The sequence below is a fragment of the Roseibium hamelinense genome (genome assembly GCF_007830545.1).
In the GTDB taxonomy this organism is placed as follows: Bacteria; Pseudomonadota; Alphaproteobacteria; order Rhizobiales; family Stappiaceae; genus Roseibium; species Roseibium hamelinense.
The window spans coordinates 31,498-55,680 of the sequence record NZ_VLLF01000001.1; the positions used below are offsets into that span (position 1 = coordinate 31,498).

23 protein-coding genes are annotated in these 24,183 nt (G+C 58.4%); 16 read left to right on the forward strand and 7 right to left on the reverse strand.

Annotation, left to right across the window (positions count from 1 at the left end; genetic code table 11):
- Positions 1–30: 30 nt before the first annotated feature.
- The 4 genes from JM93_RS00175 to JM93_RS00190 all read right to left on the reverse strand — a co-directional run bounded on the left by JM93_RS00175 (position 31) and on the right by JM93_RS00190 (position 3,077).
- Complete coding sequence (locus tag JM93_RS00175) at positions 31–285, reverse strand: integrase core domain-containing protein (RefSeq protein WP_208994840.1); 255 nt, start codon at positions 283–285, stop codon at positions 31–33.
- A gap of 658 nt (positions 286–943) precedes the next feature.
- Entirely contained in the window at positions 944–1,492 is a 549-nt protein-coding gene (locus tag JM93_RS00180) for an amino acid synthesis family protein (protein ID WP_145340044.1), read from the reverse strand.
- A complete protein-coding gene (locus JM93_RS00185; RefSeq protein ID WP_145340045.1) occupies positions 1,489–2,664 on the reverse strand; it encodes an MFS transporter in 1,176 nt (391 codons plus the stop codon). Before JM93_RS00185 ends, JM93_RS00180 begins: the two co-directional genes overlap by 4 nt.
- Complete coding sequence (locus JM93_RS00190) at positions 2,664–3,077, reverse strand: nuclear transport factor 2 family protein (protein WP_145340046.1); 414 nt, start codon at positions 3,075–3,077, stop codon at positions 2,664–2,666. Before JM93_RS00190 ends, JM93_RS00185 begins: the two co-directional genes overlap by 1 nt.
- 189 nt (positions 3,078–3,266) lie before the next feature.
- Here JM93_RS00190 and JM93_RS00195 point away from each other — a divergent pair, with 189 nt between their 5' ends.
- The gene (locus JM93_RS00195; RefSeq protein WP_145340047.1) at positions 3,267–4,070 is read left to right on the forward strand and encodes a LuxR C-terminal-related transcriptional regulator; all 804 of its coding nucleotides are present in this window, start codon (positions 3,267–3,269) and stop codon (positions 4,068–4,070) included.
- A gap of 696 nt (positions 4,071–4,766) precedes the next feature.
- On the opposite strand, the gene JM93_RS00205 is transcribed toward JM93_RS00195, so the two are convergent.
- Positions 4,767–6,065 (reverse strand): DUF4214 domain-containing protein, encoded by a 1,299-nt coding sequence (locus tag JM93_RS00205; protein ID WP_145340048.1) that lies wholly within the window; start codon positions 6,063–6,065, stop codon positions 4,767–4,769.
- A 509-nt stretch (positions 6,066–6,574) separates the two neighbouring features.
- Here JM93_RS00205 and JM93_RS21880 point away from each other — a divergent pair.
- Positions 6,575–7,270, forward strand: coding sequence for a hypothetical protein (locus tag JM93_RS21880; RefSeq protein ID WP_208994841.1), 696 nt, complete (start codon positions 6,575–6,577; stop codon positions 7,268–7,270).
- The gene (locus tag JM93_RS21885; protein ID WP_208994931.1) at positions 7,195–8,115 is read left to right on the forward strand and encodes an ankyrin repeat domain-containing protein; all 921 of its coding nucleotides are present in this window, start codon (positions 7,195–7,197) and stop codon (positions 8,113–8,115) included. The genes JM93_RS21880 and JM93_RS21885 overlap by 76 nt, the downstream gene beginning before the upstream one ends.
- 3 nt (positions 8,116–8,118) lie before the next feature.
- On the opposite strand, the gene JM93_RS00215 is transcribed toward JM93_RS21885, so the two are convergent.
- Positions 8,119–9,018 (reverse strand): LysR family transcriptional regulator, encoded by a 900-nt coding sequence (locus tag JM93_RS00215; RefSeq protein ID WP_145340049.1) that lies wholly within the window; start codon positions 9,016–9,018, stop codon positions 8,119–8,121.
- A 129-nt stretch (positions 9,019–9,147) separates the two neighbouring features.
- On the opposite strand from JM93_RS00215, the gene JM93_RS00220 reads away from it, so the two are divergent.
- The 8 genes from JM93_RS00220 to JM93_RS00255 all read left to right on the forward strand — a co-directional run bounded on the left by JM93_RS00220 (position 9,148) and on the right by JM93_RS00255 (position 18,301).
- A complete protein-coding gene (locus JM93_RS00220) occupies positions 9,148–10,362 on the forward strand; it encodes an aminotransferase (protein ID WP_244300730.1) in 1,215 nt (404 codons plus the stop codon).
- Complete coding sequence (speB, locus tag JM93_RS00225) at positions 10,355–11,407, forward strand: agmatinase (protein ID WP_145340051.1); 1,053 nt, start codon at positions 10,355–10,357, stop codon at positions 11,405–11,407. Before JM93_RS00220 ends, speB begins: the two co-directional genes overlap by 8 nt.
- Before the next feature lie 90 nt (positions 11,408–11,497).
- A complete protein-coding gene (locus JM93_RS00230; RefSeq protein WP_145340052.1) occupies positions 11,498–12,586 on the forward strand; it encodes an ABC transporter substrate-binding protein in 1,089 nt (362 codons plus the stop codon).
- Positions 12,587–12,651: 65 nt separating this feature from the next.
- Positions 12,652–13,692 carry an ABC transporter ATP-binding protein gene (locus JM93_RS00235; protein WP_145340053.1) on the forward strand — a complete coding sequence of 347 codons (1,041 nt, stop codon included), beginning with the start codon at positions 12,652–12,654 and terminating at the stop codon, positions 13,690–13,692.
- Positions 13,693–13,696: 4 nt separating this feature from the next.
- A complete protein-coding gene (locus JM93_RS00240) occupies positions 13,697–14,554 on the forward strand; it encodes an ABC transporter permease (RefSeq protein WP_145340054.1) in 858 nt (285 codons plus the stop codon).
- Positions 14,551–15,354, forward strand: a complete 804-nt coding sequence (locus tag JM93_RS00245; RefSeq protein ID WP_145340055.1) for an ABC transporter permease — start codon at positions 14,551–14,553, stop codon at positions 15,352–15,354. The genes JM93_RS00240 and JM93_RS00245 overlap by 4 nt, the downstream gene beginning before the upstream one ends.
- A 621-nt stretch (positions 15,355–15,975) precedes the next feature.
- The gene (locus tag JM93_RS00250) at positions 15,976–17,079 is read left to right on the forward strand and encodes a variant leucine-rich repeat-containing protein (RefSeq protein WP_145340056.1); all 1,104 of its coding nucleotides are present in this window, start codon (positions 15,976–15,978) and stop codon (positions 17,077–17,079) included.
- A gap of 439 nt (positions 17,080–17,518) precedes the next feature.
- A complete protein-coding gene (locus JM93_RS00255; RefSeq protein WP_170230455.1) occupies positions 17,519–18,301 on the forward strand; it encodes a carbon-nitrogen hydrolase family protein in 783 nt (260 codons plus the stop codon).
- A 28-nt stretch (positions 18,302–18,329) separates the two neighbouring features.
- On the opposite strand, the gene JM93_RS00260 is transcribed toward JM93_RS00255, so the two are convergent.
- The gene (locus tag JM93_RS00260) at positions 18,330–19,370 is read right to left on the reverse strand and encodes a LacI family DNA-binding transcriptional regulator (RefSeq protein ID WP_145340058.1); all 1,041 of its coding nucleotides are present in this window, start codon (positions 19,368–19,370) and stop codon (positions 18,330–18,332) included.
- Between the two features lie 146 nt (positions 19,371–19,516).
- On the opposite strand from JM93_RS00260, the gene JM93_RS00265 reads away from it, so the two are divergent.
- The 5 genes from JM93_RS00265 to hisD all read left to right on the forward strand — a co-directional run bounded on the left by JM93_RS00265 (position 19,517) and on the right by hisD (position 24,179).
- Positions 19,517–19,696 carry a hypothetical protein gene (locus JM93_RS00265; RefSeq protein WP_145340059.1) on the forward strand — a complete coding sequence of 60 codons (180 nt, stop codon included), beginning with the start codon at positions 19,517–19,519 and terminating at the stop codon, positions 19,694–19,696.
- A 33-nt stretch (positions 19,697–19,729) separates the two neighbouring features.
- Positions 19,730–20,872, forward strand: coding sequence for a TRAP transporter substrate-binding protein (locus JM93_RS00270; RefSeq protein ID WP_145340060.1), 1,143 nt, complete (start codon positions 19,730–19,732; stop codon positions 20,870–20,872).
- A 126-nt stretch (positions 20,873–20,998) separates the two neighbouring features.
- Positions 20,999–21,514: a TRAP transporter small permease gene (locus JM93_RS00275; RefSeq protein ID WP_145340061.1), complete on the forward strand. Its 516-nt coding sequence runs from the start codon at positions 20,999–21,001 to the stop codon at positions 21,512–21,514.
- 11 nt (positions 21,515–21,525) lie between these two features.
- Positions 21,526–22,857: a TRAP transporter large permease gene (locus tag JM93_RS00280; RefSeq protein WP_145340062.1), complete on the forward strand. Its 1,332-nt coding sequence runs from the start codon at positions 21,526–21,528 to the stop codon at positions 22,855–22,857.
- An 8-nt stretch (positions 22,858–22,865) separates the two neighbouring features.
- A complete protein-coding gene (gene hisD / locus JM93_RS00285; protein WP_145340063.1) occupies positions 22,866–24,179 on the forward strand; it encodes a histidinol dehydrogenase in 1,314 nt (437 codons plus the stop codon).
- The last annotated feature ends 4 nt before the right edge of the window (positions 24,180–24,183 follow it).

Sequence of the window (24,183 nt, forward strand, 5' to 3'; positions counted from 1 at the left end):
TTGACCTCAGAGGTTGGTCAAGCCGAGCCCTCACGCCGCTTCGCATGTGTAAGTGGTGATGATTCCATCCAGCTGGCTCTTGCGGCAGACAGGCCCGTCACGTGCGGGCCGAAAATCGATCTGAAGCACGTTGTTGCCAATGTCACTTCCGCGATGTGGCCGCTCGGTGTTGTAGTGGCGCACCCAAGTGCGAAGGATGTAGTCGATCCCGTTGGCCGGAATGCGGACCCGCAGGATGTCGATGTGGGTCCTCAGTAGCCGCACCTGTGCGTTGTGGCGGGGCATGAAGAACTGGGACAGTAAGAACAGGAGGAGAGAGAAGGTCTAATTTATCTTGCCGCGCTCGAGTTCTGAATCTAAAAACTTCGTTAAATCAACTCGATGGGCCAAGTTTACATTTTGGCACCCCGCTCACGGAAGCCAAAAAAGCGCAGACCAGAAGACGCCGGCATCAAGTCAGGGCAGCGGCCGTGATAGGGCCTGAGCCGCCGCCCGTTGATCCTCGTGACTGGCGGCGTAACACAGTGCTGAGCGCCGCAATGATACACTCCGCGATTATTGAGTGCGTTTGGATTCCAGACCCCTTTCGTGCCAGTTAGGTTTAGAGTCCGCGGTTCAGTTATGCAAAATCAATGGGTTAGGAGGTGGAGAGCGTTGGATTCCAAACCCATCCACTCCGCCATCATTTGGTTTTAACAATCTGTAATTGTTGAACTTTTGACAGCTGCATTGTTGCGGAGCTGAAAATCGCTCTGAAATTGTAGCGCGCAACTTCCTTTCGCAAATCGCGCAAGTTCATTTGGCACCCAATTTAAAGCCCCTTTTGGCCCACAGCGTTTGTTCGGATAGAGCGCGGGTAAAGTCCGAAAAGAGACCACTTTGGCCATTGCTGCGACTTATGCAAATGACCGCAATGCGGTGCCAATGCGAAGGATTTGAAATGTTAAGATTGGGTTGGGCCTTTTCCAGCTCTCGGGTTTGCACGGGTTCCGTCTGAGAGACCAATGCACAGCACGATTTCGTCTGCCCGCGGTGCATCTGGTACGCAAAGCGTCATTGTATCGATGTGATCAAACGACCAAGGCTCGTCCTTATGCCCAAGCGGCAAGTCAATGCACCCGCCCAATGGGCCGACCTTGTGATTTGACGGTATAAGAGCCTTGCCGCCACCGATGGCTGCTCGAACGGGTTTGCCAAGGGCGGGATGAAGTACAGCGGCACCATGCTCCATCGCGCCGGCCGACCCGATGAGAGCTGCTTTGCCATAGCAAACAGGTGGCCTACTCAGCATGTTCATAAGGTCGTGTACCAAGGATTGGCCAAGTTCCGCACTCACCTCGAAAAGCTGAGACAGATCTTGTTGATCGATCCCGGCATAAGGGTTTTTGAAGACAGCGGCGGCGGCGACGCGAATGATCGTATCACATGATCTGCCCATTTCATCTGCGGCGATAACTTCGCGAATGAACACCGTTTTCCGAACACTCCTCATCCAACTTTCCTTTCCAGACCCGCAAACGGGAGGCCTTTGAAATATTGAAAAGCAAGGCCCAAGGGGATTACCGCGGCGAACATGACGATGGCCAGCCAGATCGGCCCTTGCACATTCCCAGTCGCATCCAGGATTGCGCCCGCTATCGGGGGCGTGACCAGCATGATCGCGTAGTAGACCGTAAAGAAGATGCCCATTCCGAACGCCCGCACTTGAGGTCGCATCGCCTGGCCCGCCATTGCCATGATGACGCCGGCCGGGGCCATGCCGATCAGACCGAAAAGCACGCTCGCGCCCAGCCCGCCCCCTTGCACGCCAAGCAGCATGAGAGAAGCAACAGCCCCGCCCATGCAAACGGCCAAAACGGCATTCCGGCCGCCGAAACGGTCGACCACCTGGCCGCACACCGCGCCGGAAAAGATCATCAGCCAGCTTCCGATGCTGACGATACCAGCGGCAGCGATGGCAGATTGACCAAGCTCTTCAAGAACCTTTGGTCCGAACGAAAGGTACGTCACATAAGCGGCATTGAACATGCCCCACGCGGACGCCGCACAGACAACCAAACGCCACTCCTGACCCGTTAGGGCAACGGCCGAGCCACCCTGTGCAGGCGGCAAATCGTGTGGCGGCCTGTAGTACAGAAGAACTCCGAGCGCCGCGAACAGGCAGTAAACCGAGGCCGCCTGAAAAGGAACCTGCCACCCGTAAGCCTGCGCAAGCCAGGCGTGGCCGACCTGTCCCATGGCAATGCCAAATGGCCAAGACATGACAAGGATGCTCATGGCGGTCGCGATTTCACGGCCTTCGAACCAGTCCGCCACCATTTTTGTGAAATACAGCGTCGTGAACAGAAACCCGGCTCCGGCAAAGATGCGGCCCAGACCGATGGCCCAGCTTTCTGTTGCCAAGGACGACACGGCCCCGCCCAGGGCCAAAGCGCCCAGACCCATCACCACCATGATGCGGTCCGAAACAAAACGTCCCCAATAGCCTGCGGGTATGGCCAGCACCAATCCTGGAGCCATGAAGAGCCCGATGAGGAGCCCTATACCTGCATAGTCGAGTCCGAAGGCGACGACGAGGTCGTCGCCTACAGACGCCACTGTCTGAAACTGAAACCCAAGTCCGATGCGGGCCAGAAACAGCAGTGCCAGGATGCGCCAGCGCATCACGTCCAACCAAGTCCGCGCAGGGCATGCACGTCGTTCCAGATCTTGGTCATGTGAACGATCCTGTCCCCGTCGAAGTGCATGACGTAGGCATAGTCGGAAACGACTGATTTGCCGGTAGGTGGCACGGGTCCTCCATCACCGGTCTGTGTTCCGTGGAACTCGGCAGCCGCGACTGCAGCGTTATGCGCGCCGTCAAAGGCAAAGGCCTTGAGCACATAGCGCCCGTCCGGCACAGGCGTCAGCAGGCCCTTCATCCATTCGGCATAGTCTGCAAGCGTTTTCGTGTCAGCAAGCGCATCAGCTTGGCAGGAAAACGTCGCACCATCGTGGCAGAAGGGCTTGCACGCCTCCCATCCCTGACCGGTTTCGCAGGCCTCAAAGAAGGCTTTTGCAGTTTCACAATGTGACATCGCAGAGTGCTCCATGCAGGTGATTGCAGGATCACTTTAGATCGGCACCAGATACGCCCGGTATCGTGCAGATGCTGTAAAAAATGCCTCACCCTTGCAGTATTTCCATTGAAGCATTTTCAGGATTGCGCGTCGCAGCGGCCATGCGCACACTGACACCGGATAACCATCAGTGAGGCACGGCCCAACTTGGAACACGTCGAGCTTAGCCCAAGGGAGTTGCAAGTCGCGCAAGCCTACGCAAGTGGCGCGACCTATCAGAAGATCGCCGACACCCTGAACATTGCCCCGTCCACGGTGCGCACGCATCTGGCAACCATCTACCGCAAGCTGGAAGTGTCCTCGAAGCAGGAACTGGCAACGCGGCTGGATGGCGAAGCTGCGCACACCCGAAACCCGTCCGAAATCACAGCGGTGATGTCGGAGTTGGCGCTGAGCCTTGAAGAAGCGATCAGCCGGGAAAAGGCCCTCATCGAGGTGTTGCGCATCATCAGCGCCGGGAAAGGCGATCTTGACGCCGTGATGCCCCTGATCCTGCGGTATGCGCTCGAGCTTTGCGACGCCGAGTTCGGAATCCTCTTCGAATACGGGTATCGGGGGAAGTTTCACGCGACGTTTACGCTCGGAATTCCATCTGAGTTCAAAACATGGTTCGACGATCAGGGGTGGTTCACCGTAGGCGCTCAGACAGGGCTTGGCCGGATGGATGCGCAGCGCGAGGTCATCAATATTTTCGATGTCAAGTCGGAGGCCATATACAGAACCGACGATCCCTTGCGCTATGCCACTGCTGATTTGGGTGGGGCACGATCCTTTGTCGCCATTCCGATGATGGCCGCAGACGAATTGGTCGGGGCTTTCGCGCTTTACCGGAAAACGGTCCGTCCGTTTTCCGATGACACCACCCGGCTCGCCCAGATGTTTGCTGCCCAAAGCGTGATCGCTTTGGAAAACGCCCGGATCATCAGAGCCATGCAGGAGGCGCGCGCGTAACCCAGAAATCCCCGGAGGGAATAGCTCAGCAGCCGTGTGCGAAAGATCGCGGCAGACCTAAACTCGAGGCGAAAGCTGCCATAGAATCGGTTGCAGCGAAAGCTCACTTTGTCCGCAATGCCGCCGTTGGTTCCCGGTGCAGCGAATGTCTCGTATCCGCCCTTTCGTTTCGACAATAAGTCTTTAAGACTGGACACTTTTTCGGCCGTTTCGTCACACTCTCCCGCCAATCGCCTTCCAATCCAAAGGTCCGGGCTGGTTGAGGTTCCTGAAACCAAAAGTCAGCAAAGGCGGCGACATCGGGAATATAAACCAGTGTGCTGAGCCATCTGCATCGATCGCCCATCACACTTCATTCCTTGGAGCCTTTTTCCAGTCGATTTCATCCATGGCACCGGCCACCAAACTGATCCTCGATCCTGCCATTAAGGCGCTTTGAAACGTCCGCCAAAAGGTCTCTACAAGATAGGCAGCCGTGAGAGTTCGGTTTGCATACGCTGCCGCCGGTAGGACGCCGCCGTTGCCGGCTTTGGCTCGCGGGGATGTGGTGGAATGACGGGCTTCGCCAACCGCATCCCACGCCACATCAATCGCTTAAACGTCGTCCGCCAACCGTTTCAAGCCGCGACGGGACCAAGACGGACCAGATTTTGAAAAGCGGTTCATGGATGTCGGCTGGGATGCTGGACATGTTCGCTACACCAGCCAAATCCCATCATCGATCGCTGAGGCAACATTGGCCTTGTTTTCAGCGCTCTCTGAAAAGCCGAACAGAACTTCTTCCCTGGACGTCCCGCCATCGAGCAGGGAAAGCCAGCCGGTCAGGCCATCATCATCCGGGCCACGGTCCAATACGTTTTGATAGAGCAACGTCAGGAATGCGGTATTGTCCACATTTGTACCGTATGTTTTCTGGAATTCCTCGGAGCCGATAAATGCCGAGGCCATCTCCAGAATAGATAGTCCATTGTCCATCAAATTCACGTTGTGAGACAGGCCTATGTCGTCAGGCGTGCGGTCAAAGGCCGCTTGGTAGAGGCGGTAGGTTTGACCTGCTGATCCATCAAGATCAAAAGCGACCTGACCGTCATCAAACTCGATGCGCTCCACTGCGGCCAGAGCAAACTGAACTCCATCCAAGCCTACCGTTACGCCACTATCGCTGGACGTGACGATAAACTGATCCCGGTTCAGACCTGAGTAGTTTTGTTTAAATGAAACAGTATCCGTCCCAGCGGCGCCATCAACCGAATAGGTATCCTGCCACACTCGGGGGAGAACAAAATATTCGGAGTGCGAAGTTCCCATAATTTCCGAACGGCTTGCACCATAGTAGGTATATGTCTCCTGCCCAAATACCAGCTGCCCGGAAATGGCCGGTTCACCATACAAATACTGCAATGCCAACTGATCGAATGGCGCTTTCAAGGTACTGAGGTGGGTGTCGTTGTAGGACATTATCGTGTTTGCACGATTGTCTTCCGAACCCGGCAGGAACGGCCCTTCATCGAAACCACTGTACTGACCTGGATGCTTCAGGCCCAAGGTATGGCCGATTTCGTGGGCTAAAATCCAATATCCAACCGAACCACTGGTAAAGTCCTGCATTTTTTCAGATGTGTGATTGATCATCACATCACCGGCGTGCAAACCCGTATCACTTGGAAGAAACGCTTCGGCGTCGCTGGCAATACCGGCTGGTATTCCATTTCGACCGGAGTACATCATGAACTGCATTGCCGCGCTGTGGTCCGTTTCTTCAAACCGGAGTCCGGCCATTTCGGAAAACGCGGTGAGTATCTCGCGAGTTGCAATCCGCGCCTGATCCGAAAACGACTTAAAATCCTTTATACCCCACCATGTTTCTTGAAAGTAGTCGGGCAGTGTTTCGGAAAAACTATATGTAATTACTGTTGCCGATCCGAGATCCTGGGCTTTATTCCATCGGGACTGTTCGTTTGCCAGCGCATCAATCCGATAGTCATTACTCGACATAAATATTTCACCTATATTTAATTTGAGATATTGTCGTGCTTAGCGCATCTTTAACTGCCAATTCATTAAACGCACCCTTAAAAGTTGAAGATGCGCCCGTCGTATTCCTGAACTGTCAGGTTTCTTCCGCGGCAACACGGGTTTCATGGCACGGCCGGCTGCGACACCCCAGTGAAGTGGCGGAAGATCTTGGCCTCGGGGCACGCTGCGGCGCAGGCAATCTGCCGCGGGCACCGCGCCGCGCGTCACAAGCATCAGCCCGCAGAGTGTTGGTGTGCAGGGCGCGGCGGACTTGGTTGGCGATCGGCGGGCGTCGGGAGGTCCGGCCGGAGGCAAGCTGCGCTCTTGCGGACTGGGCTGGTTCTGGAATAATCTCGCATTGCCAGTGGGGTGGCATCCGGATCCGCGGAAAGCCGATATCGGCACCTCCTCAGACATTTGAAGCCGATACCTGCGGTTTTTCTCATGCCCGTCCAAGCGGATCGCCGGGCGCAATGATGAGGAAACCGATGACCAAATCCCTAGACCAGCTGCGCCGTGACGCAAAAACCCTGAAAAAGGCTTATGAGGCAGGTGAGCTTTATGCCCGACAGCGTGTCGCCAATCATCCGCCGCGCGCCGATTTGGGCACGCTCAAACATGCCGATTTTCTGCATGTGATTGCGCGGGAAAACAGTTTTCAAAGCTGGCCGGCGCTGAAACTTGCCGCCGATCTGGAAGGTTTGGACCGGGCAGCGCAGCAGCAGCGGTTGAAAGTGGCGCTGCATTTCGGCCAGGCCCATGTTGTGGAACGCCTGTTGCAAGGCGCACCGGATTTGGCAAGTGGTCACCTGGGGCTTCAAATCGCGCTGTACGAGCGAAACGCTGTCGAAGCCGCATTGAATGCAGATCCGCAAAACGCGGTACGGGATATCGGTGGACGCCCGCCAATGTGCCATCTTGCCTTCTCACGCTACATCCACCAGCGGCCCGAGCTGGCTGACAGCATGATCGCGATTGCTGAGATGCTCGTTGCTCATGGCGCGGATGTCGATGCGTCCATGCCTGTGGCTCCGGACAATGATCATCAGCTCTCAGCGCTCTACGGAGCGATAGGACACGCTGACAACATGGTGTTGGGCGGTGGCTTCTGGAGCGGGGCGCCAATCCGAACGACAATGAATCGCTTTATCACGCTACCGAGCTTGGCCATCACGAGGGACTGAAAATGCTGCTGGCCCACGGTGCTGACCCGCGCGGCACCAATGCGCTGTTGCGGGCGATGGACTTCGATGATGTCGAGGCGGTGCGGATGCTGCTGGACGCAGGGGGCTTGGCAGACGAGTTTGATGGCACACATGTCGGCGGCGAGCGGCCGTTTGTGGTGCCGGCACTGCATCAGGCGGCGCGCCGGATGTGTTCGCCGGAAATGGTGCGATTGCTGTTGGATGCCGGTGCCGACCCGGCCCGCCGGTTCGAAGGCTGCAGCGCCTACGGCTATGCCCGGGTTTTTGGCAATGCGGCGCTGAGCGCTGAACTCGAGGCGCGGGGCGGGGCGGTTGACTTGACACACGAAGAGCAGCTCTTGGCCGCCGCCGCAGATGGTTTACAGACCGGCGGGCGACATCTTGATCCGGAAAAGCTGCCCGGAGCCTACCGGACAATCATCCGCAGCGTCTTGCATCTGCCTGGCAGGCTAGCGCATGTCAAGCGGCTGGTAGAGATCGGCGTCGAGTTCGACCAGCCGGATGCGGAAGGTCTGACGCCGGTTCAGGTTGCGGGCTGGGAAGGGCTTGCGGACGTCATGGCCTACCTGATGTCGCTGGGTCCCGATCTTGATCACCAAAACGGCTATGGCGGCACGCTGTTGTCGACCATTCTCCATGGCTCCGAAAACTGTCCGAAGCGTGCCGGGCGCGATCATGTTGGCTGTTTGCTCCTGGCGCTTGAGGCAGGCGTGCCGCTACCAAGGACTGCAGCGGACCGGGCGGGTGTTCCCGAGCTTGCTGTGCTTTTGGAAAGCTGGGCCGCGCAGCATCCGGAGCAGGTGGTCGATGGCGGTCCGGTCTGAGACTCAGGCTATGTTCCACGCCTTTCGCGCAGCATGCATAAAGGCGGTGACGGTGCTGGATTTGCGCTTGTCACGCGCGGTGATCAGAAAAAACGGGGCAGTGTAGCGCATCCCGTCGAGTCCCAGGCGCCGCAATTGCGCGTTCGCGCACCAGCGTTCAGCATAAGGGTCCGGCAGAAATCCGAGATATCGGCCGGACCGGATCAGCATGAGTTGCGGCTCGATCTGAAAAACGGTGGCAGCCACGTTGTGGAACGCGTTCTGGCGGGCCTCGGCATTGTGCCAGTAACCGCGCTGTACAAATGGCTGGTCGAGGACTTCCTCGCGGTTCAGATCGTCGTCGGCGACTTGAAAAAATGCGTGGCCGCGCCCGCAATAAAGACTGTGGGTTTCGATATATAGCGGCAGATGGTCCAGCCCGTCGACCGGGGACAGGTCAACACCGATGCCGCAATGGTAGGTGCCGTCAGACACCTTTTGCTGAAGATCCTGGGCAGCTTCCTGGGCTATCAGGACTTTGACATCTCGTGCGGTTTCCAGGAAGGCGGCGATCGCCATGTGCAGGCGGTTGCCGGGGTCGTCGGAAATCGCATCCAGCGTTCCGATGCGCAATTCGCCGCTGATCCTGCCCTGAACAGAGCCAACATCGGCGGAAAAGTCATAAAGGGCAGCATTCAGCCGTGTGGCGGCGTCATGCACCGCGCGGCCTTCTTCTGTGAGCTGAAAGCCGCGCCGGCCGCGTCGGCACAAAACGATCCCAAGGCGTTCTTCCAGGGCCGCCATGTGATTTGAGATCGTCGATTGGCTGAGATTGAGTTCGGATTCTGCGGCCGAAAACCCGCCGTGGCGCACGACAGCGTCAAACACTTGCAGCAATCGCAGGTCGCTTCCGGTCGGGTGCATTCGGCGCCTTTTACATTTGTATTTTTCAATGTAATGATTGAAAAATTTCTATTTTACAAGCTTTCAAACAGATTATGATCATTTGTAAAGCATGCTTAGAAAGTGTGCGGAGTAATGACGGGCAGGGATGTGACGCACCCAAATTTGAACACGCATTTGGTCGACACGGCGACCCCACCAATCCCGGAAGCTGCCGGGTGGCTGGCAGGCTATGACGGCCGCTTTGGGCCGGCCATCAATCTCAGTCAGGCGGTTCCGGGCGATCCGCCGCCCCAAGTCTTTCTCGACAGGATTTCTTCAGCTGCAGCCAGCGCCGAGGCGACCCGGTATGGCGATATCTTTGGCGATGAGGCACTGCGGCAGGCTTATGCGAGAGCGTGCAGCAGCCTTTATGGTGCTCCGATCACCCCGGAAGAGACGGCGATCACCGCGGGGTGCAATCAGGCGTTTTTTGTCTCTATTCTGGCTGTAGCCAAGGCTGGAGATGCGGTGCTGTTGCCGTCGCCCTGGTATTTCAATCACAAAATGACGCTCGACATGCTGGGCATCGAGGCAAGGCCCTTGCCTCTTTCGGCCGAGCGGGGGTTTTTGCCGGATGCCGGAGCGGCGCGGCCGCTGATTGACGACACGGTCAAGGCAATCGTTCTGGTGACGCCGAACAATCCGACCGGCGCGGTTTATCCGGCCGCGACGGTCGCCGCCTTCAAGGAAATGGCCTTTGAGAACAACCTGTGGCTGGTGATTGACGAGACCTACCGGGACTTTCTGCCGGGTTCCTCGCTGCATCGCGCGTTCACGACGCCGGATTGGCGCAGCTGCGTAATCAGTCTCTACAGCTTTTCAAAAAGCTACGCGATCCCGGGCCACCGGGTAGGGGCCATTACGGCCGCGGCGCCGGTCATCGAAGAGATCGGCAAGGTGCTGGACTGTGTGCAGATTTGCCCGGCGCGTGCTGCACAGATGGCGCTCCCTTGGGCGATGGACAATCTGACGGACTGGCGGCAGGACGTGAACGCGACCTTGGCGGACCGGCTGATTGCCTTCCAGGCGGCGCTCGATCTGTGTCCGGGCTGGCGGCTTGATCAGATCGGGGCTTATTTCGCCTATGTCCGCCACCCGTTTGCCGGCGTGTCAGCGACTGCGGTGGCCGAACACCTGGCACGGGAATTTGGCCTTCTGGTGCTGCCGGGGAGCTATTTCGGGCCAGGGCAGGACGATCATTTGCGGTTTGCCTTTGCAAATGTGGACGCCGCCACGATCGAAAAGGCTTGCGAACGCCTCGCGCTTTATGCGCAAACCGCCGCGCAAACTGACATCGAAGCGAGAGATCAAGGGCATGGATAAGGCAAAGCTGGAGGCCCTGAGGGCGAAGTTTTCCGGCGAAAACGAGAGCACGATTTACACACCGCTCTACAAGTCGATTGTCGAAAAGCTGTTTGACCCCAACGGCACCCGGGTGGCGCCTTACGCCGGGGTTCCGACCTTTCTCGATATGCCATATCGCCAAACAAACTGGCAGGCGCCCGACTTTTCCGATCTCGACGTTGCAATCGTTGGTGTGCCGATGGATCTTGGCATCACGAACCGGAACGGCTGCCGGTTCGGCCCGCGGGCCGTGCGCACGATCGAGCGGGTTGGGCCGTTCAATCATGTTCTGGAATGCATGCCCGGCGCCGATTTGCGCGTTGCCGATATCGGCGATGTCCCATTCCGCAGCCGGTTCAATCTCGACCAGTCTCATCAAGACATCGAAGCCGCGACGTCAAAAATAGTGGATGCAGGTGTGACGCCGCTTTCCGTTGGCGGGGACCATTCAATTTCGTTGCCGATCCTGCGCGCGCTCGGCAAGCAACGGCCCGTCGGCATGATTCACATCGACGCCCATTGTGACACGTCCGGACCGTTTGACGGCAGCCGGTTCCACCATGGTGGCCCGTTCCGCCAGGCGGTGCTGGAAGGCGTTCTGGATCCGGACCGCACAATTCAGATCGGCATTCGCGGGTCCTCCGACTATTTGTGGGAGTTTTCAGCCGAGTCCGGCATGGCCGTGGTGCATGCCGAAGAGATATCGGCGCTCGGGTGTGAACGGGTCGCAGAAATGGCGCGGGAAAAAGTTGGGGATGGTCCGGTCTATCTGTCGTTCGACATCGACAGCATCGACCCGGCCTTTGCGCCGGGAACAGGCACGCCCGAAATCGGCGGATTGACCACGCGGGAAGCCCAGGAAATCCTGCGCGCGCTCAAGGGCGTCGATCTGATTGGCGGCGACATGGTGGAGGTTGCGCCGCAATATGATGCGACCACCAACACAGCTCATGCCGGTGCGCAAATGCTGTTTGAAATCCTATCGCTTATGGTGTTTAGCCCATCGGTTAGGCGTGGCGCCTGAGCTTTTTCGGCAGGCCAGCACCGGCAACAACGGGCAGCCTGTTTAAAAATGACCGTTGTCCAGGCGGTCCATCGACAAGGGGAACTGCAGATGACTGACAAGACAAACCTGACCGTCTCAAGGCGTGCCTTCCTGGGCGCAACAGCGCTCGGGGCCACGACGCTTGCCATGCCGAATGTGCTGCGCGCGCAAGAGCGCTCGATCAAGGTCGGCGTGTATGGCGGCTATTTCAAAGACAGTTTCGACCAGCACATCTTCCCGGAATTCACCAATGCGACCGGTATTTCCGTAGACTCCATCGCAGAACCCACCGGAGAAGCCTGGCTGGTTCAGTTGCAGCAGGCAGCGCGCGCCGGGCAGGCGCCGGCCGACCTGTCGATGATGTCACAAGTTGCGATGCTCAAGGGCCAGTCGACCGACCTGTGGGCGCCGCTCGACCTGTCCAAAGTTGCGGACGCCGACAAGATGCTGCCGCAGTTCATCAACGAATATCCGGATGGGCGGGTAGCCGGCGTCGGCGCCGTTGCCTGGTACATCACGTTGGTGTCCAACACCGACACCTATCCCGAAGCTCCGGAAAGCTGGGGGTTCATGTGGGATCCGGCCAATGAAGACAAGCTCGGTCTTCTGGCCCTCGTCTCCAACTCGTTCCTGCTGGAAGTCACTGCCAAGACATTCTTCGGCGGGACGGATATTCTCGACACGGATGAGGGCATCCTGCAGGTCATGGACAAGCTGGCCGAGCTCAAGCCGAATGTCCGCTTGTGGTACCGCGACGAGGCGCAGTTCGAGCAGGCGCTGAAATCCGGGGAGATCCCGATGGGGCAGTACTATCACGATGTGACCGGCCTTGCCGCTGCTGACGGCTTCCCGGTCCGCTCCACCTTCCCGAAAGAGGGTGGCATTCTGGACTCCGGCTGCTGGGCCTTGTCCCGCGCGTCAGACAAAGGCGATGAGGCTCACGAGTTTATCAACTTCATGAGCCAGCCGTCGATGCAGGCGCTGATGTCGCGCAAGGTTGGCACGGCGCCGACACTAAAGCGCGACACGCTCGACCTGACCGATGCCGAATTTGCATCCGTGTCGTCCGATATCGATCCGGTTTTGCCGCGGTACGACCTTTACACAACGAAGTCCGACTGGCTGAACCAGAAGTGGACGGAACTCATCGTTGGCTAAAGCCGATGTTCCGGGCCGGTGCTGAACTGCTCCGGCCCGCCCTTTGAAAATGTTCGGAAGAAGACATGTCGGGCCTCCAACTCGTTGATATTCATAAGCGCTTCGGTTCGGTTGCGGCCGTTGACAACATTTCCCTTTCGGTGGACGAGGGAACGTTCGTGTGCCTGTTGGGGCCTTCCGGATGCGGAAAGACCACGCTCCTGCGCATGATTGCCGGTCTTGAAGACCCGACATCTGGCAACATTTTATTGCAGGGCCGGCGGCTCAACGACACGCCGGCGCATCTGCGCAATCTCGGCATGGTGTTTCAGTCCCTCGCCCTGTTTCCGCATTTGAGCGTTGGCGAGAATATTGCCTATCCGCTGCGCATCCGCGGTAAAAGCAAAGCGGCCTGCGGCGAACGGGTGCGTGAACTTTTGGATATGGTCCAGCTGCCGGGTGTGGCCGACCGTACGATCACCCAGTTGTCGGGTGGTCAGCGGCAGCGCATTGCGATTGCCCGTGCGCTCGCGGTTTCGCCGCAACTGTTTTTGCTGGATGAGCCGCTTTCAGCGTTGGATGCCAAGTTGCGCGAGGCGATGCAGGTTGAACTGCGCCAGCTGCAGCAGCGGCTTGGCATTACCACTATCGTTGTCACCCACGACCAGCGTGAAGCCATGACCATGTCCGACCAGATCGTCGTCATGTCCAACGGCAAGGTGGAACAAATGGGAGCACCCATCGAGGCCTACCGTCGGCCGGCGACACCGTTTGTTGCCGACTTCCTGGGGCAGGCCAACCTGATCAAGGTTGCTGCGGGCGAGGGCGGTGCGCGGTTCTCCGGCGGCACCATCCCGGGTCTTGACGTTGCTGGCGGCGAGGGGGCGCTCGTATCGATCCGGCCGGAGGATATTGCCGTCCTGCCATCCGAGACAGGTCCGGTGAAGGCAAGCGTTGTGTTTGTTCGCGAGATGGGCGCCATCGTCGAAATTTATCTTGATGCGGGCGGAGAGCGAATTGTCGCCCATGCAGCGCCCAAGACCCATGGCGACTTCAAAGTCGGTTCCACCGTGTCACTCTCCATGCCGGCAGAAGCCTGTGTGGTGTTTGACGGTGCAGGGGCTTGAAGAGATGCGCCGCAGTCCTCCGCAGAAACTGACCGACTACCTGCCGATCGCCTTTCCGGCCGCCATGCTCGGCCTGTTTTTCGTGGTGCCGTTTGCCATCATGGTCGCGGTTTCCGTGTTCAAGCGGGTGCCAGGAGGGTTCTATGAACCTGCTTTCACACTAGCCAATTATGCGCGTTTTCTGTCGCCGTTTTTCGGCGAAGTGCTGGTGTTCTCCCTGTTTCTGGCCGCGTTCGTGTCCGCCATCTGCTTGCTGATCGGTGTGCCGTTCACGTATCTTTTGACCCGTTTGCGGCGTGGCAATCAGGTGGTTTGGCTGATCGCGCTGCTCGGCGTTCTGTCCCTGTCGGAAGTCATCATCGGCTTCTCATGGTCAACCCTTTTGAGCCGTACGGCCGGGCTGAGCAACCTGTTCGTCTGGCTCGGGCTGATGGATCGTCCGCAGTCCTGGACACCAAGCTTTGGTGCTGTGCTGACCGGCCTTGTCTACCAGGCATTTCCCTACACGGTCCTGGTGCTTTATCCAGCGTTTTCCCGGCTGGATCCTTCTTTGATGGAAGCCGCACGCACGCTTGGGTCTTCGCCAATACGCGCGTTTTTGAACGTGGTTTTGCCCGCCATGCGCACGACACTGCTGGCCACGTCCATCATTGTGTTCATTTTCGCGCTCGGGGCCTATTTGCTGCCGCAAATACTCGGGCGGCCGCAGCACTGGACCCTGTCCGTGCTGGTCACCGATCAGGCGATCTATCAGTCCAACATGCCGTTTGCCGCAGCCATGGCTGTCTTCCTAGTAATGGCAAGCCTGGCGTTGGTTGGCCTTTCCGTTGCGATCTCCGGCCGGAAGGGAGCAGGCCAGTGACAACGGTTCTGACACGTTCTTTCTTCGGCCTCATGGCCCTGTTTCTGGCAATGCCGATCATCGTGATTGCTGGGGTGGCGCTGAATGAGAAAAAGACGCTGGCATTCCCGCCCCAAGGCCTGTCCGCAGACTGGTACTTGAGCGTCTTCACTGACGAGGGCTGGCGCTCGGCGCTGATGAACTCGGTGCTGGTTGCAGCTGTTGCCGCGGCGATCAGTGTTGCGATCGCGCTGCCACTCGCCTGGTTTTTGTGGCGCCGGGTGGCACCTTGGGCCCGGTTGGTCGAGGTGATCGGTTTTTCGCCGTTTATTCTGCCGCCGGTGATCACTGCGCTCGGAGCGCTGAGTTTTTGGGCCACCACCGGGTTTTATGGCCAGCCCTGGACGGTGGTCATCAGCCACGGCATCTTCTTCGTCAGTTTGCCTTTGGTGACGATCACGCTCGGGTTCGCCACCATTGACCGGGAAATCATCGAAGCGGGCATGACCATGGGCGCCGATGACAAGACGCTGCTGAAGACAGTTATATTCCCGTTGATCCGGCCCTATGTGATTTCCGGCTTCGCTTTTGCGTTCGTCCTGTCGCTGAACGAATACATCGTGGCCTACATGACCGTCGGTTTCACGCTGGAAACCATTCCGATCAAGGTGTTCAACGCCCTTCGTTACGGGTACACGCCGACAATGGCGGCGGTCTCCGTGTTCTTTATTCTGGTGGCCATCGCGGTGTTCGGCCTCGTTGCACGCTTTGGCGATCTGCCCAAGTTGTTGGGGGCGTGGAGCGAAGGCGAAAAAGACTAGTCTTTTTCATCGTTTCCGCTTTTTTGAGTGTGGTCTTGTTTTGAAATGAGATTTCAAAATCCACGCACAATCGTGGATCAGGAGAGCGGCCTGTCGGGCTGCCGCTTGCCAAAAATGAGCTTACAAAACGGGTTGCGCTGGAATTTATGGCAGAAAAGCGCTCAGACGGTGCTTGCGGCAAAAGAAAACCATCTAAGTCTTGATCTGCAGCGGGGCGGATGAAATCTCTCGGCAACCCGTCGTTGAACCTTGAGCGGACCGGCGGAACGTCACTCCCGCAAAGCGACCGCAACCGCATATTCACCTACACCGAAATGCCGGCGGTAATTTATTGCCGCATTGCTGCTCGATACGAATACTCGTGTCTGATTGTATTAATTAATAATAATTATCAGTTTTGTGACATATATTTTACCGTATATTTCTTCATAATGGACACTATTTCATTACTTATTTTTTATCTAAAATACTATTATCCAATAATAGGCTATCTCTATTTCTATTAAGTTCTTTTGTTTAGTATTCAGTTCCTGGGTTTTGAACATGCACAGTTCAAATCTTTGTCAAAATTGTAAAAGGAGCCTTTTGCCGGCTTCTTTTCTGTTCCAGGAGATTTTCATTATGGCATTTAATCAGGTCAACGGCAGTTCAAAGGTCGGAGGAGCCACAAACACCCAGAACAATCAGAACGACACCAACGCCACCATGCAGGTGAACAACCGTCCAGCCAGGGGTATCGGCGGTCAAGGTGGACTTGCAAACAACTTCAATCGTAACCCGAATGCTTCCCTGTCCGGGATCCCCAACGATGTCAAGCGGAACGTGAACAGCTACCTTGATGTCAAATCCAGCGGCTCATTTCGCGCCGCAACAGCCTACCGCGATGATGATGGTACTGTTCGGAATGCGTTCCCGGCCCGGGAACTTTACGACCGGCCGACGGGCAATGGCCGGATGAATGTCTTGAGAATGGAGCCGCAGCGGATGCTTAACGCAGCTGGTGATCCGGCGACCCCACAAAATATTCTTGTGGACCTTCAGGCGCTTGGTGATGATGAACTCGACCGGGTAATCGCTGGAAACCGAAATGCGCCCATTGATCTTTTGCGGCAACTTGCAGAAATCGATGATCCACAAGTAGAGGTGGCGCTTGCAGGCAACCCTTCAACGCCTGTGGATATTTTGCGGGATCTTGGCAATATCGACAACCGGGATGATCTGACTGAAGCGCTTGCAGGAAACCCAAGCACACCTGCAGAAATGTTGGTGGGCTTTACCGGCAACGACCAGTGGGAGGATGTTCGCGTCGCCGCGGCTGGCAACCCCAGCCTACCCGCGAAGGTGCGTGACAGTCTCATCGATGTGAATGCTGAAGACCCCGAGGATCTTGCCGTTTCGCTGGCAGCGATCTCGAACCCTGGTGTTCCGGTTCAGGATTTGGCTGTCATGGCAAATCCGAGCAGTGGCAACAATTGGCAAGTGCTTTCGGCGGTTGCCGACAACCCGAGCGCCACACCTCAGATCTTGGACACTCTGGCCAACAGCGATCATGAATTCGTCCGAATTGCAGTTGCGGACAACCCGAATACTGCTGCCAACACGTTGACGCGCTTGGCAAATGATGAAGATGAAGTGGTTCGGGACAATGTCTACGCCCATCCGAACACACCGGCTCATGTTGCTGCAAATATGAATGTCGACGCAAACCTCAGCGACATAGACTGATGCGCTTAGACAGACGGCCCAGCATGAAGCTGTTTTTGGTCGATCGGATCCTCTAATGCATTACCGGCGCTGGTGCAGGTGCCACTCGAGTGCGGGCCAATTTGGCCCGCATTTTTTTGTTCCGATAAACTTCCAATTTGCCTGAATTGAAAAATCGGCTCGTGCACCTCGGTTTAAGGGAGCGCGCTGTCTGTGTTCGATTGCCTTGAAAAACGCCGGCCCGTTGATGCGCGGTCATTGCGGGTTTTTGAATTGGCGGCCGGTGCAACGGTGTTCCATGCCCAGGCGTCAATGAAGGCACTACCGGGATGGGTCTTCTTCTTGACCGCATTTTAAGCGGACTTGCCATCCGTTTCTTGGGACGGGCCGCTGCTTTTGGTTTCCCATTTGGGTACATGATTGGTTTATGGAGCTGCGAAGACGCTTGGAGACCTCAGTTATGAAGCTTGCCGTTGTCCAGATGGACGCCTGCGAAACCGATCCGGTCTGCCGCAGGCAACAGATGTCAGAAGCCGCGCACAAGGCGTCCGGCCAAGGTGCCCGGGTCATTGTTTTTCCGGAGCTGGCGCTGACGGGATATGGCGCGGGGGATCAGATCGCGGCCAATGCGCAGGGGCTTGATGGAGTGCAGGTGCGCTTCTTGAAAGACCTTGCGGCCGCAACTGGGAGCGCCCTTGTTGCGGGGCTGGCCTTGCGGGACGGGGAGACCCTGCGCAACGCTGCCATCTTCGCCGCGCCCGATGGCACTGTCGCCGCCTATCACAAGCTCCATCTTTACGGCGGCTATGAAAAGGCGTTGTTCACTCTGGGCCAAGAGCGCCCGCCGGTCATCGCATTCGAAGGCCTAAACCTCGGGCTTCTTGTCTGCTTCGATGTAGAGTTTCCCGAGCGGGTGCGGGATCTCGCTTTACGGGGCGCGGACGCCGTCCTGGTGCCGACCGCCTTGCCTCAAAGCGCCGGGGGTGCGTTCATCGCCGGGTCTGTTTTGCCGGTGCGGGCATTCGAAAACCAGGTGTTTGTTGCCTATGCCAATCATTGCGGCGCCGACGCCCGGTTCTCCTATCAGGGGCGCTCTTGTATTGCAGCGCCTGACGGAAGTTTTCTGGCTCAGGCTTCGACCACCGGTGCGGAGGTCGCTGTGGCCGACATCATGGTCACCGCCTACGATGCCTGCCGAGCCCAAAATCCTTATCTGGACGAGGTAAGGGCGTCGAGCCAATGACCGATAGCCAAGGGGAATCCCCAATTGGTCACCCGGCCGGCGCTCGGGCGAGAGTGGCGCGCAGGCACAGTTCCGCGGGCAGTTCGGTGCTATGCGGTGGGGGTGTGCCGCCGAGTGCGGCCAAAAGCGCCTGGGCCGCAAACTGGCCCATCCGTCTGTGCGGCACATGAACGGTTGTCAGTGGCACCGGGGCAAGCCCTGCCAGCTCGATGTTGTCAAAGCCGGTTATCGACACGTCTTCCGGGACGTTCATACCGAGCGCCAGCGCGGCCCGCAAAGCGCCGACGGCCAGAACGTCGTTGCCGCAAATCACCGCGGTTGGCGGTGTTTTGGCCCCGACCAGCGCTCGAAATGCCGCATCACCCGCATCGATCGCATAACTTGTCTCGATTATGTCGAGACTTGCCGGATCAAGTCCTGCGGCTTCCATGGCGTCCCGGATGCCATTGACACGCTCGCGTGCGCGGTCGTTTTCGGCAGTGTCGGCGGAGATGCAGGCGAGTTTGCGGTGTCCCTTGCCGATCACCTCGTCAGCAAGTTGCCGCATGGCAGCCCGGTTGTTGAAGCCGACGGAAAGATGCGGTTTCGCCGGATCATAGGCCCAGGCGACCACGTAAGGGATCCGGCGTTTTTCCAAAAACTCGTACAGGCGTGAATCGCGATGGTAGCCGATCAAAAGCAGCGCATCGGCACCGCGGGCCGTCAGCGCCCGTATCTGCTCCTCCTCAAGGTCTGACCGATAAGACGAGGACGCCACCAGCAACGTGCGGCCGTTTTTCTGCAATTCCTCCTGGAATGCCTGCAAGCCGCGGGCAAAGATCGCATTTTCCATCGTCGGGATGATGGCGCCGATCATGTTGGTGCGGTTTGAGGCGAGCGCCCGGGCGCTGAAATTCGGCGCATAGCCAAGGCGGTCCACGGCCTCCAGCACCTTTTTCAAGGTCTTTTCGCTGACAACGCCCGGCGAGTTGAGGCAACGGGACACCGTGGCCGTCGAGACGCCGGCCGCGGCCGCCACGTCCGCAACGGTCGGCACCGGAACACCGCCGGTCTTATCTGTCTTGTCCATTCTCACGGTTCCGTAACAAGGCCGCCACGCGTTTCACCGCCTAGCCCGATTTCCGATCGTAGAAAATACACTTTCTGCTTGCCACAAAAAATGTAACCGCTTACATTCAGTTTTACGCTAAGTGACCTGATCGTTGGGAGGTGATCATGCTTTTAGCCTTGGCTGGCGGTCTCTTTGCCGTTTTTGTGATCAATGTATCGATCGGTTCCTTCGGCGGAACACCGTTTTTCGGAAATGTTGGAGAGATGCTTTGCCTGTTCGCCGTCTCGGTGGCGTTCACGGCGGCTGTTCTCAAAAAGGAAGCAGAGAGGAAAGCCGGCAAGTAACCGGAACACCAAACGATTTCTTGGGAGGAAATCATGAAAAAGAGGGAAGACCTGGCCTCGCATGAGCGCCGTAATTTTCTGAAATTGACGGCCCGGGGCGGTTTCACCGCCGCTGTCGTTGCCGGCGCGGCCGGCACGCTCTGGTCCGACGCAGCCGTTGCCCAGACCGCGCAGGAGGAGCGCGAGCGCCAACAGGCAGCTGATCACACCATGACACTGGCAACCGCCTATGTGCTTGGCGCGTCGCGCAGCTACCCGATCATGCAGCTGGACCTGAAGGAAAACATCCAGAACGCCACCAACGGCAAGGTCTATGTCAAGCTCGCACCGGGCGGACAGCTTGGTGCCGGCGGTGCCCTTGCCCAGGCTGTTCAGGGCGGCACCATTCAAGCAGCCCAGCACTCCCTGTCCAACTTCGCGCCTTTTGCATCCGCTGTCGACCTGATCAACATGCCGTACTTCTGCGGCTCCAACCAGCGCTTCACCAACCTCGTGACCTCCGACGCCTGGAAAAGCGAAGTTCACCCCAAGATCGAGGCCTCCGGCTTCAAGGCCCTGTTCTATGTGGTGATCGACCCCCGCGTCGTCGCCGTGCGCAGGGGCGGCAACCAGGTGATTACCCCGGGCGATCTGGACGGTGTGAAATTCCGCGTGCCCGGCTCGAAGATGCTCCAGCAGTATTACCGCATGGTCGGCGCGAACCCGACACCGGTTGCCTGGGGTGAGACACCTTCGGCGATCAAGCAGGGCGTTGCCGATGCGCTCGATCCCTCTGTCGGCGCTCTTTATGTCTTCGGCTTCAAGGACATCTTGAGCCACGTGACGTTCACACAGGCCGTGCCGGACAGCCAGGTCTACTCGATGAACCTGGAGTGGTTTAACTCGCTGCCGGCCGATGTGCAGGAAGGCATTGAGTTTGCCGGTGAAATCACCGCCCAGCAAAACCTTGCCAAGGTTCCGGCCGCCCGCTCCTATGCCATGGCCGAACTGGTGAAATCCGGCGTCGAGTTCCACTCCCTCACTGAAGACCAGCTGGCCGAATGGCAGGATGCCGGCGGCTACCAGCGGTCCGAGTGGGACGAGTTCAAGGTTGAACTGGCCGGGTCCATGGACGCCTTTGCCCGCCTGGAAGAGGCTGCCAGCACGCAGGGACGCTACTACGTGCATGACGCCTGATAAGGGCTGAACGGTCCGCCGGCGCCACCAAGAGCGCCGGCGCCACCACTGTGTACTTCCACACCCTTTAACGCGCGACCACCGCATCGGGCTTGCCGCCTGATGGGAACGGTAGAGGAGTGCTTTATGTCGAGTGTCCTTCACGCAATAGACAAGAATGGCGAACGCTGGCTGCTGCTCGTGTTCTACGTCATGCTTGTCCTGACGATGTTCATCGAGGTGGTCCGGCGTGAAATCTTCGCCTACTCGTCCATCTGGGGCGAGGAAATCGTCCGCTACTCCTTCATCTATCTGGCCTGGATCGGGGCGGCTTCCGCCGTAAAAGAGCGGGGTCATATCCGGATCGACGTGCTGATGCAGTATGTCGGCCCCAGGGTGAAGGCACTGCTTTACATCTTCGGCGACATCATCATGGCGGCCGTTGCGGTGATCGCCTTCTACTGGTCGCTCGAGACCGTGCTTGTCTCGGCAAAATTCGGATCGGTGACCCATGGCCTGCGCATCTCGCAGGTCTGGTTCCTGAGTGCAGTGCCACTCGGTTTTGCGCTGATCCTTTTCCGCCTAACCCAGTCATTCCTGCGCGACATTCGCGACCTTCGCGACGGCAAGCCCGTCTACGAAGGCGACAAGCTGTTCGATTGAGGGGGGCGGCTATGCTTTGGCAACATCTTGAACCACAGACCATCGAACTCGGCTGGGATTTTTACGGTCCGGTCCTGCTGTTCGTTCTTCTTGTCGCACTGGCCGTGCCGGTCTGGGCGGCGATCGGCGCCGCCGCCAGCCTCATGCTAGTCTGGTCGGGGGCCCTGCCCCTGTCCCTTGTCGGTGAAAAGCTCTTCAGCGGCATCGACGCCTTCGCGCTGACGGCCGTGCCCCTGTTCATCCTCACCGGCGATGCGCTGGTGCGAACCGGGCTCAGTCGAAAATTTCTCGACGTGGCGGAGGCCCTCACCCAATTCGCCAAAGGCGGTTTCGGCTCGGCGACCGTTCTTGTCTGCGGCATGTTCGCGGCCATTTCCGGATCGGATGCCGCAGGGGCTGCTGCCGTCGGGCGCATGACCATCGACCGGCTCGTGGAAAGCGGCTATCCGCGCCCCTATGCCTGCGCCCTGGTGGCGGCTGGGGCCTGTACCGGCATCCTGATCCCGCCGTCCATCGCCTATATCATCATCGGCCTTGTCCTGGGGATCTCGGCATCCACGCTGTTTCTCGCGGCCGTCATTCCCGGCATTGCCATCCTGGTCTCGATCCTCGCCACCAACATCATCATGAACCGGCTCTACGGCTGGGAGGGCGGCGGCAACATCGGCATGAGCGAATACTTCTCCCGCCTTTGGGTCGCCCTGAAGTCCGGCTGGTACGCGTTTATCGTTCCGGTGATCATCTTCTACGGCATCTTCTCAGGCCGCCTGACACCGACCGAGGCCGGCGCCACCGCCGTCGTCGTGACCATTGTCATGGGGTTCATCCTCGGAACGATGAGGTTTTCGGACTTCCCGGCCATGCTGGTCAGCTCGGCCAAGGTCAACGGGGTGATCATTCCGATCATCGCCTTCTCCATTCCGTTGGCCGAAGCGCTCGCCATCATCGGTGTGCCGCAAGGGTTTGTGGCTGTCGCAACGGGCATCAGCGATGAGCCCTGGGTGCTCATCATGATGATGGTCCTCGTGCTGATCGCCGCGGGCTGCGTCATGGAAACCACGCCGAACATCGTGATCCTGGCGCCGATCCTGAAACCGCTCGCCGACAACATCGGCATGAACGAGATCCAGTTCTGCATCATGATGATCACCGCACTCGGTGTCGGGTTCATCACCCCGCCGCTCGGTCTCAATCTGTTTGTCGTCTCCGGCCTGACCGGTGAGTCGATATTGAAGATCGCCGCCCGCGCCGTTCCCTTCGTCCTCTTCATGCTCGCAGTGACCCTGCTGATTGCCTACGTGCCGGCAATCTCCACAACGCTGCTGCCTGAAATCTACAAGTAGGTTCAGCCATGACCGTTGAATATCTGAAGAAAGCAGATCTGACCTCAAAGACCGATGCGTCCGAGACCACGAAGATCGTTCAGGAAATCCTCGATGCGATTGAGGCGGGCGGCGATGCCGCCGCGATGGAGTACGCCGCCAGGTTCGACAAGTATGACGGCACGATCATCCTGACCGATGCCGACATTGAGGCCGCCAGCGCCAAGGTGCCTGAAAAGCTGAAGCGCGACATCGAATTCGCCCATGCCAACGTGAAGCGATTCGCCGAAGCGCAGAAAGCGACCTGCCAGAACATCGAGGTCGAGGTTGTTCCGGGCCTGATCGCGGGCCAGAAGAGCATCCCGGTCAACACGGCCGGCTGCTACATCCCCGGCGGCCGCTACAGCCACATTGCCAGCGCGATCATGACGGTCACGACCGCCAAGGTGGCGGGCTGCGAGAACATCGTCGCCTGCTCCCCGCCGCGCCCCGGCATCGGCATCAACCCGGCAATCATCTACGCGGCCCATGTGTGCGGCGCCGACAAGATCGTCGCCATGGGCGGGGTTCAGGGTGTCGCTGCCATGACCTTTGGCCTCTTCGGTCTTCCAAAGGCGAACATCCTCGTTGGTCCCGGCAACCAGTTTGTCGCCGAAGCCAAGCGCATCCTGTTCGGCCGGGTCGGCATCGACATGTTCGCAGGACCCACCGACAGCCTGATCCTTGCCGACAAGACAGCCGATCCTGAAGTGGTCGCCGCCGATCTCGTCGGTCAGGCCGAGCATGGCTACAACTCGCCGGTCTGGCTCGTCACCAACACACGGTCCCTGGCCGAAGAGGTCATGGCTTTGGTTCCCAAGCTCATCGACGATCTGCCGGAAGTGAACAGCCAGAACGCGGCGGCCGCCTGGCGGGATTATGCCGAAGTGATCTTGTGCGGCACCCGCGAGGAGATGGCGGCGACCTCGGATTCTTATGCTCCCGAGCATTTGACGGTGCAGGCCGAAGATCTGGATTGGTGGCTGGACCGCCTGGCCTGTTATGGCTCCTTGTTCCTCGGGGAAGAAACCACCGTTGCCTTTGGGGACAAGGCGTCGGGCACAAACCATGTGCTGCCGACATCAGGCGCGGCGTCCTACACGGGCGGCTTGTCGGTCCACAAGTTCATGAAGATCGTCACCTGGCAGCGGGCCACCCGCGAAGGAGCCAAGCCCGTCGCCGAGGCAACCGCGCGGATCTCGCGGCTGGAAGGCATGGAAGGCCACGCCCGCACCGCCGACATCCGGCTGCGGAAATACTTCCCCGGCGAAAACTTCGACCTGAGTGCGGAGGCGGCAGAGTAAGGCC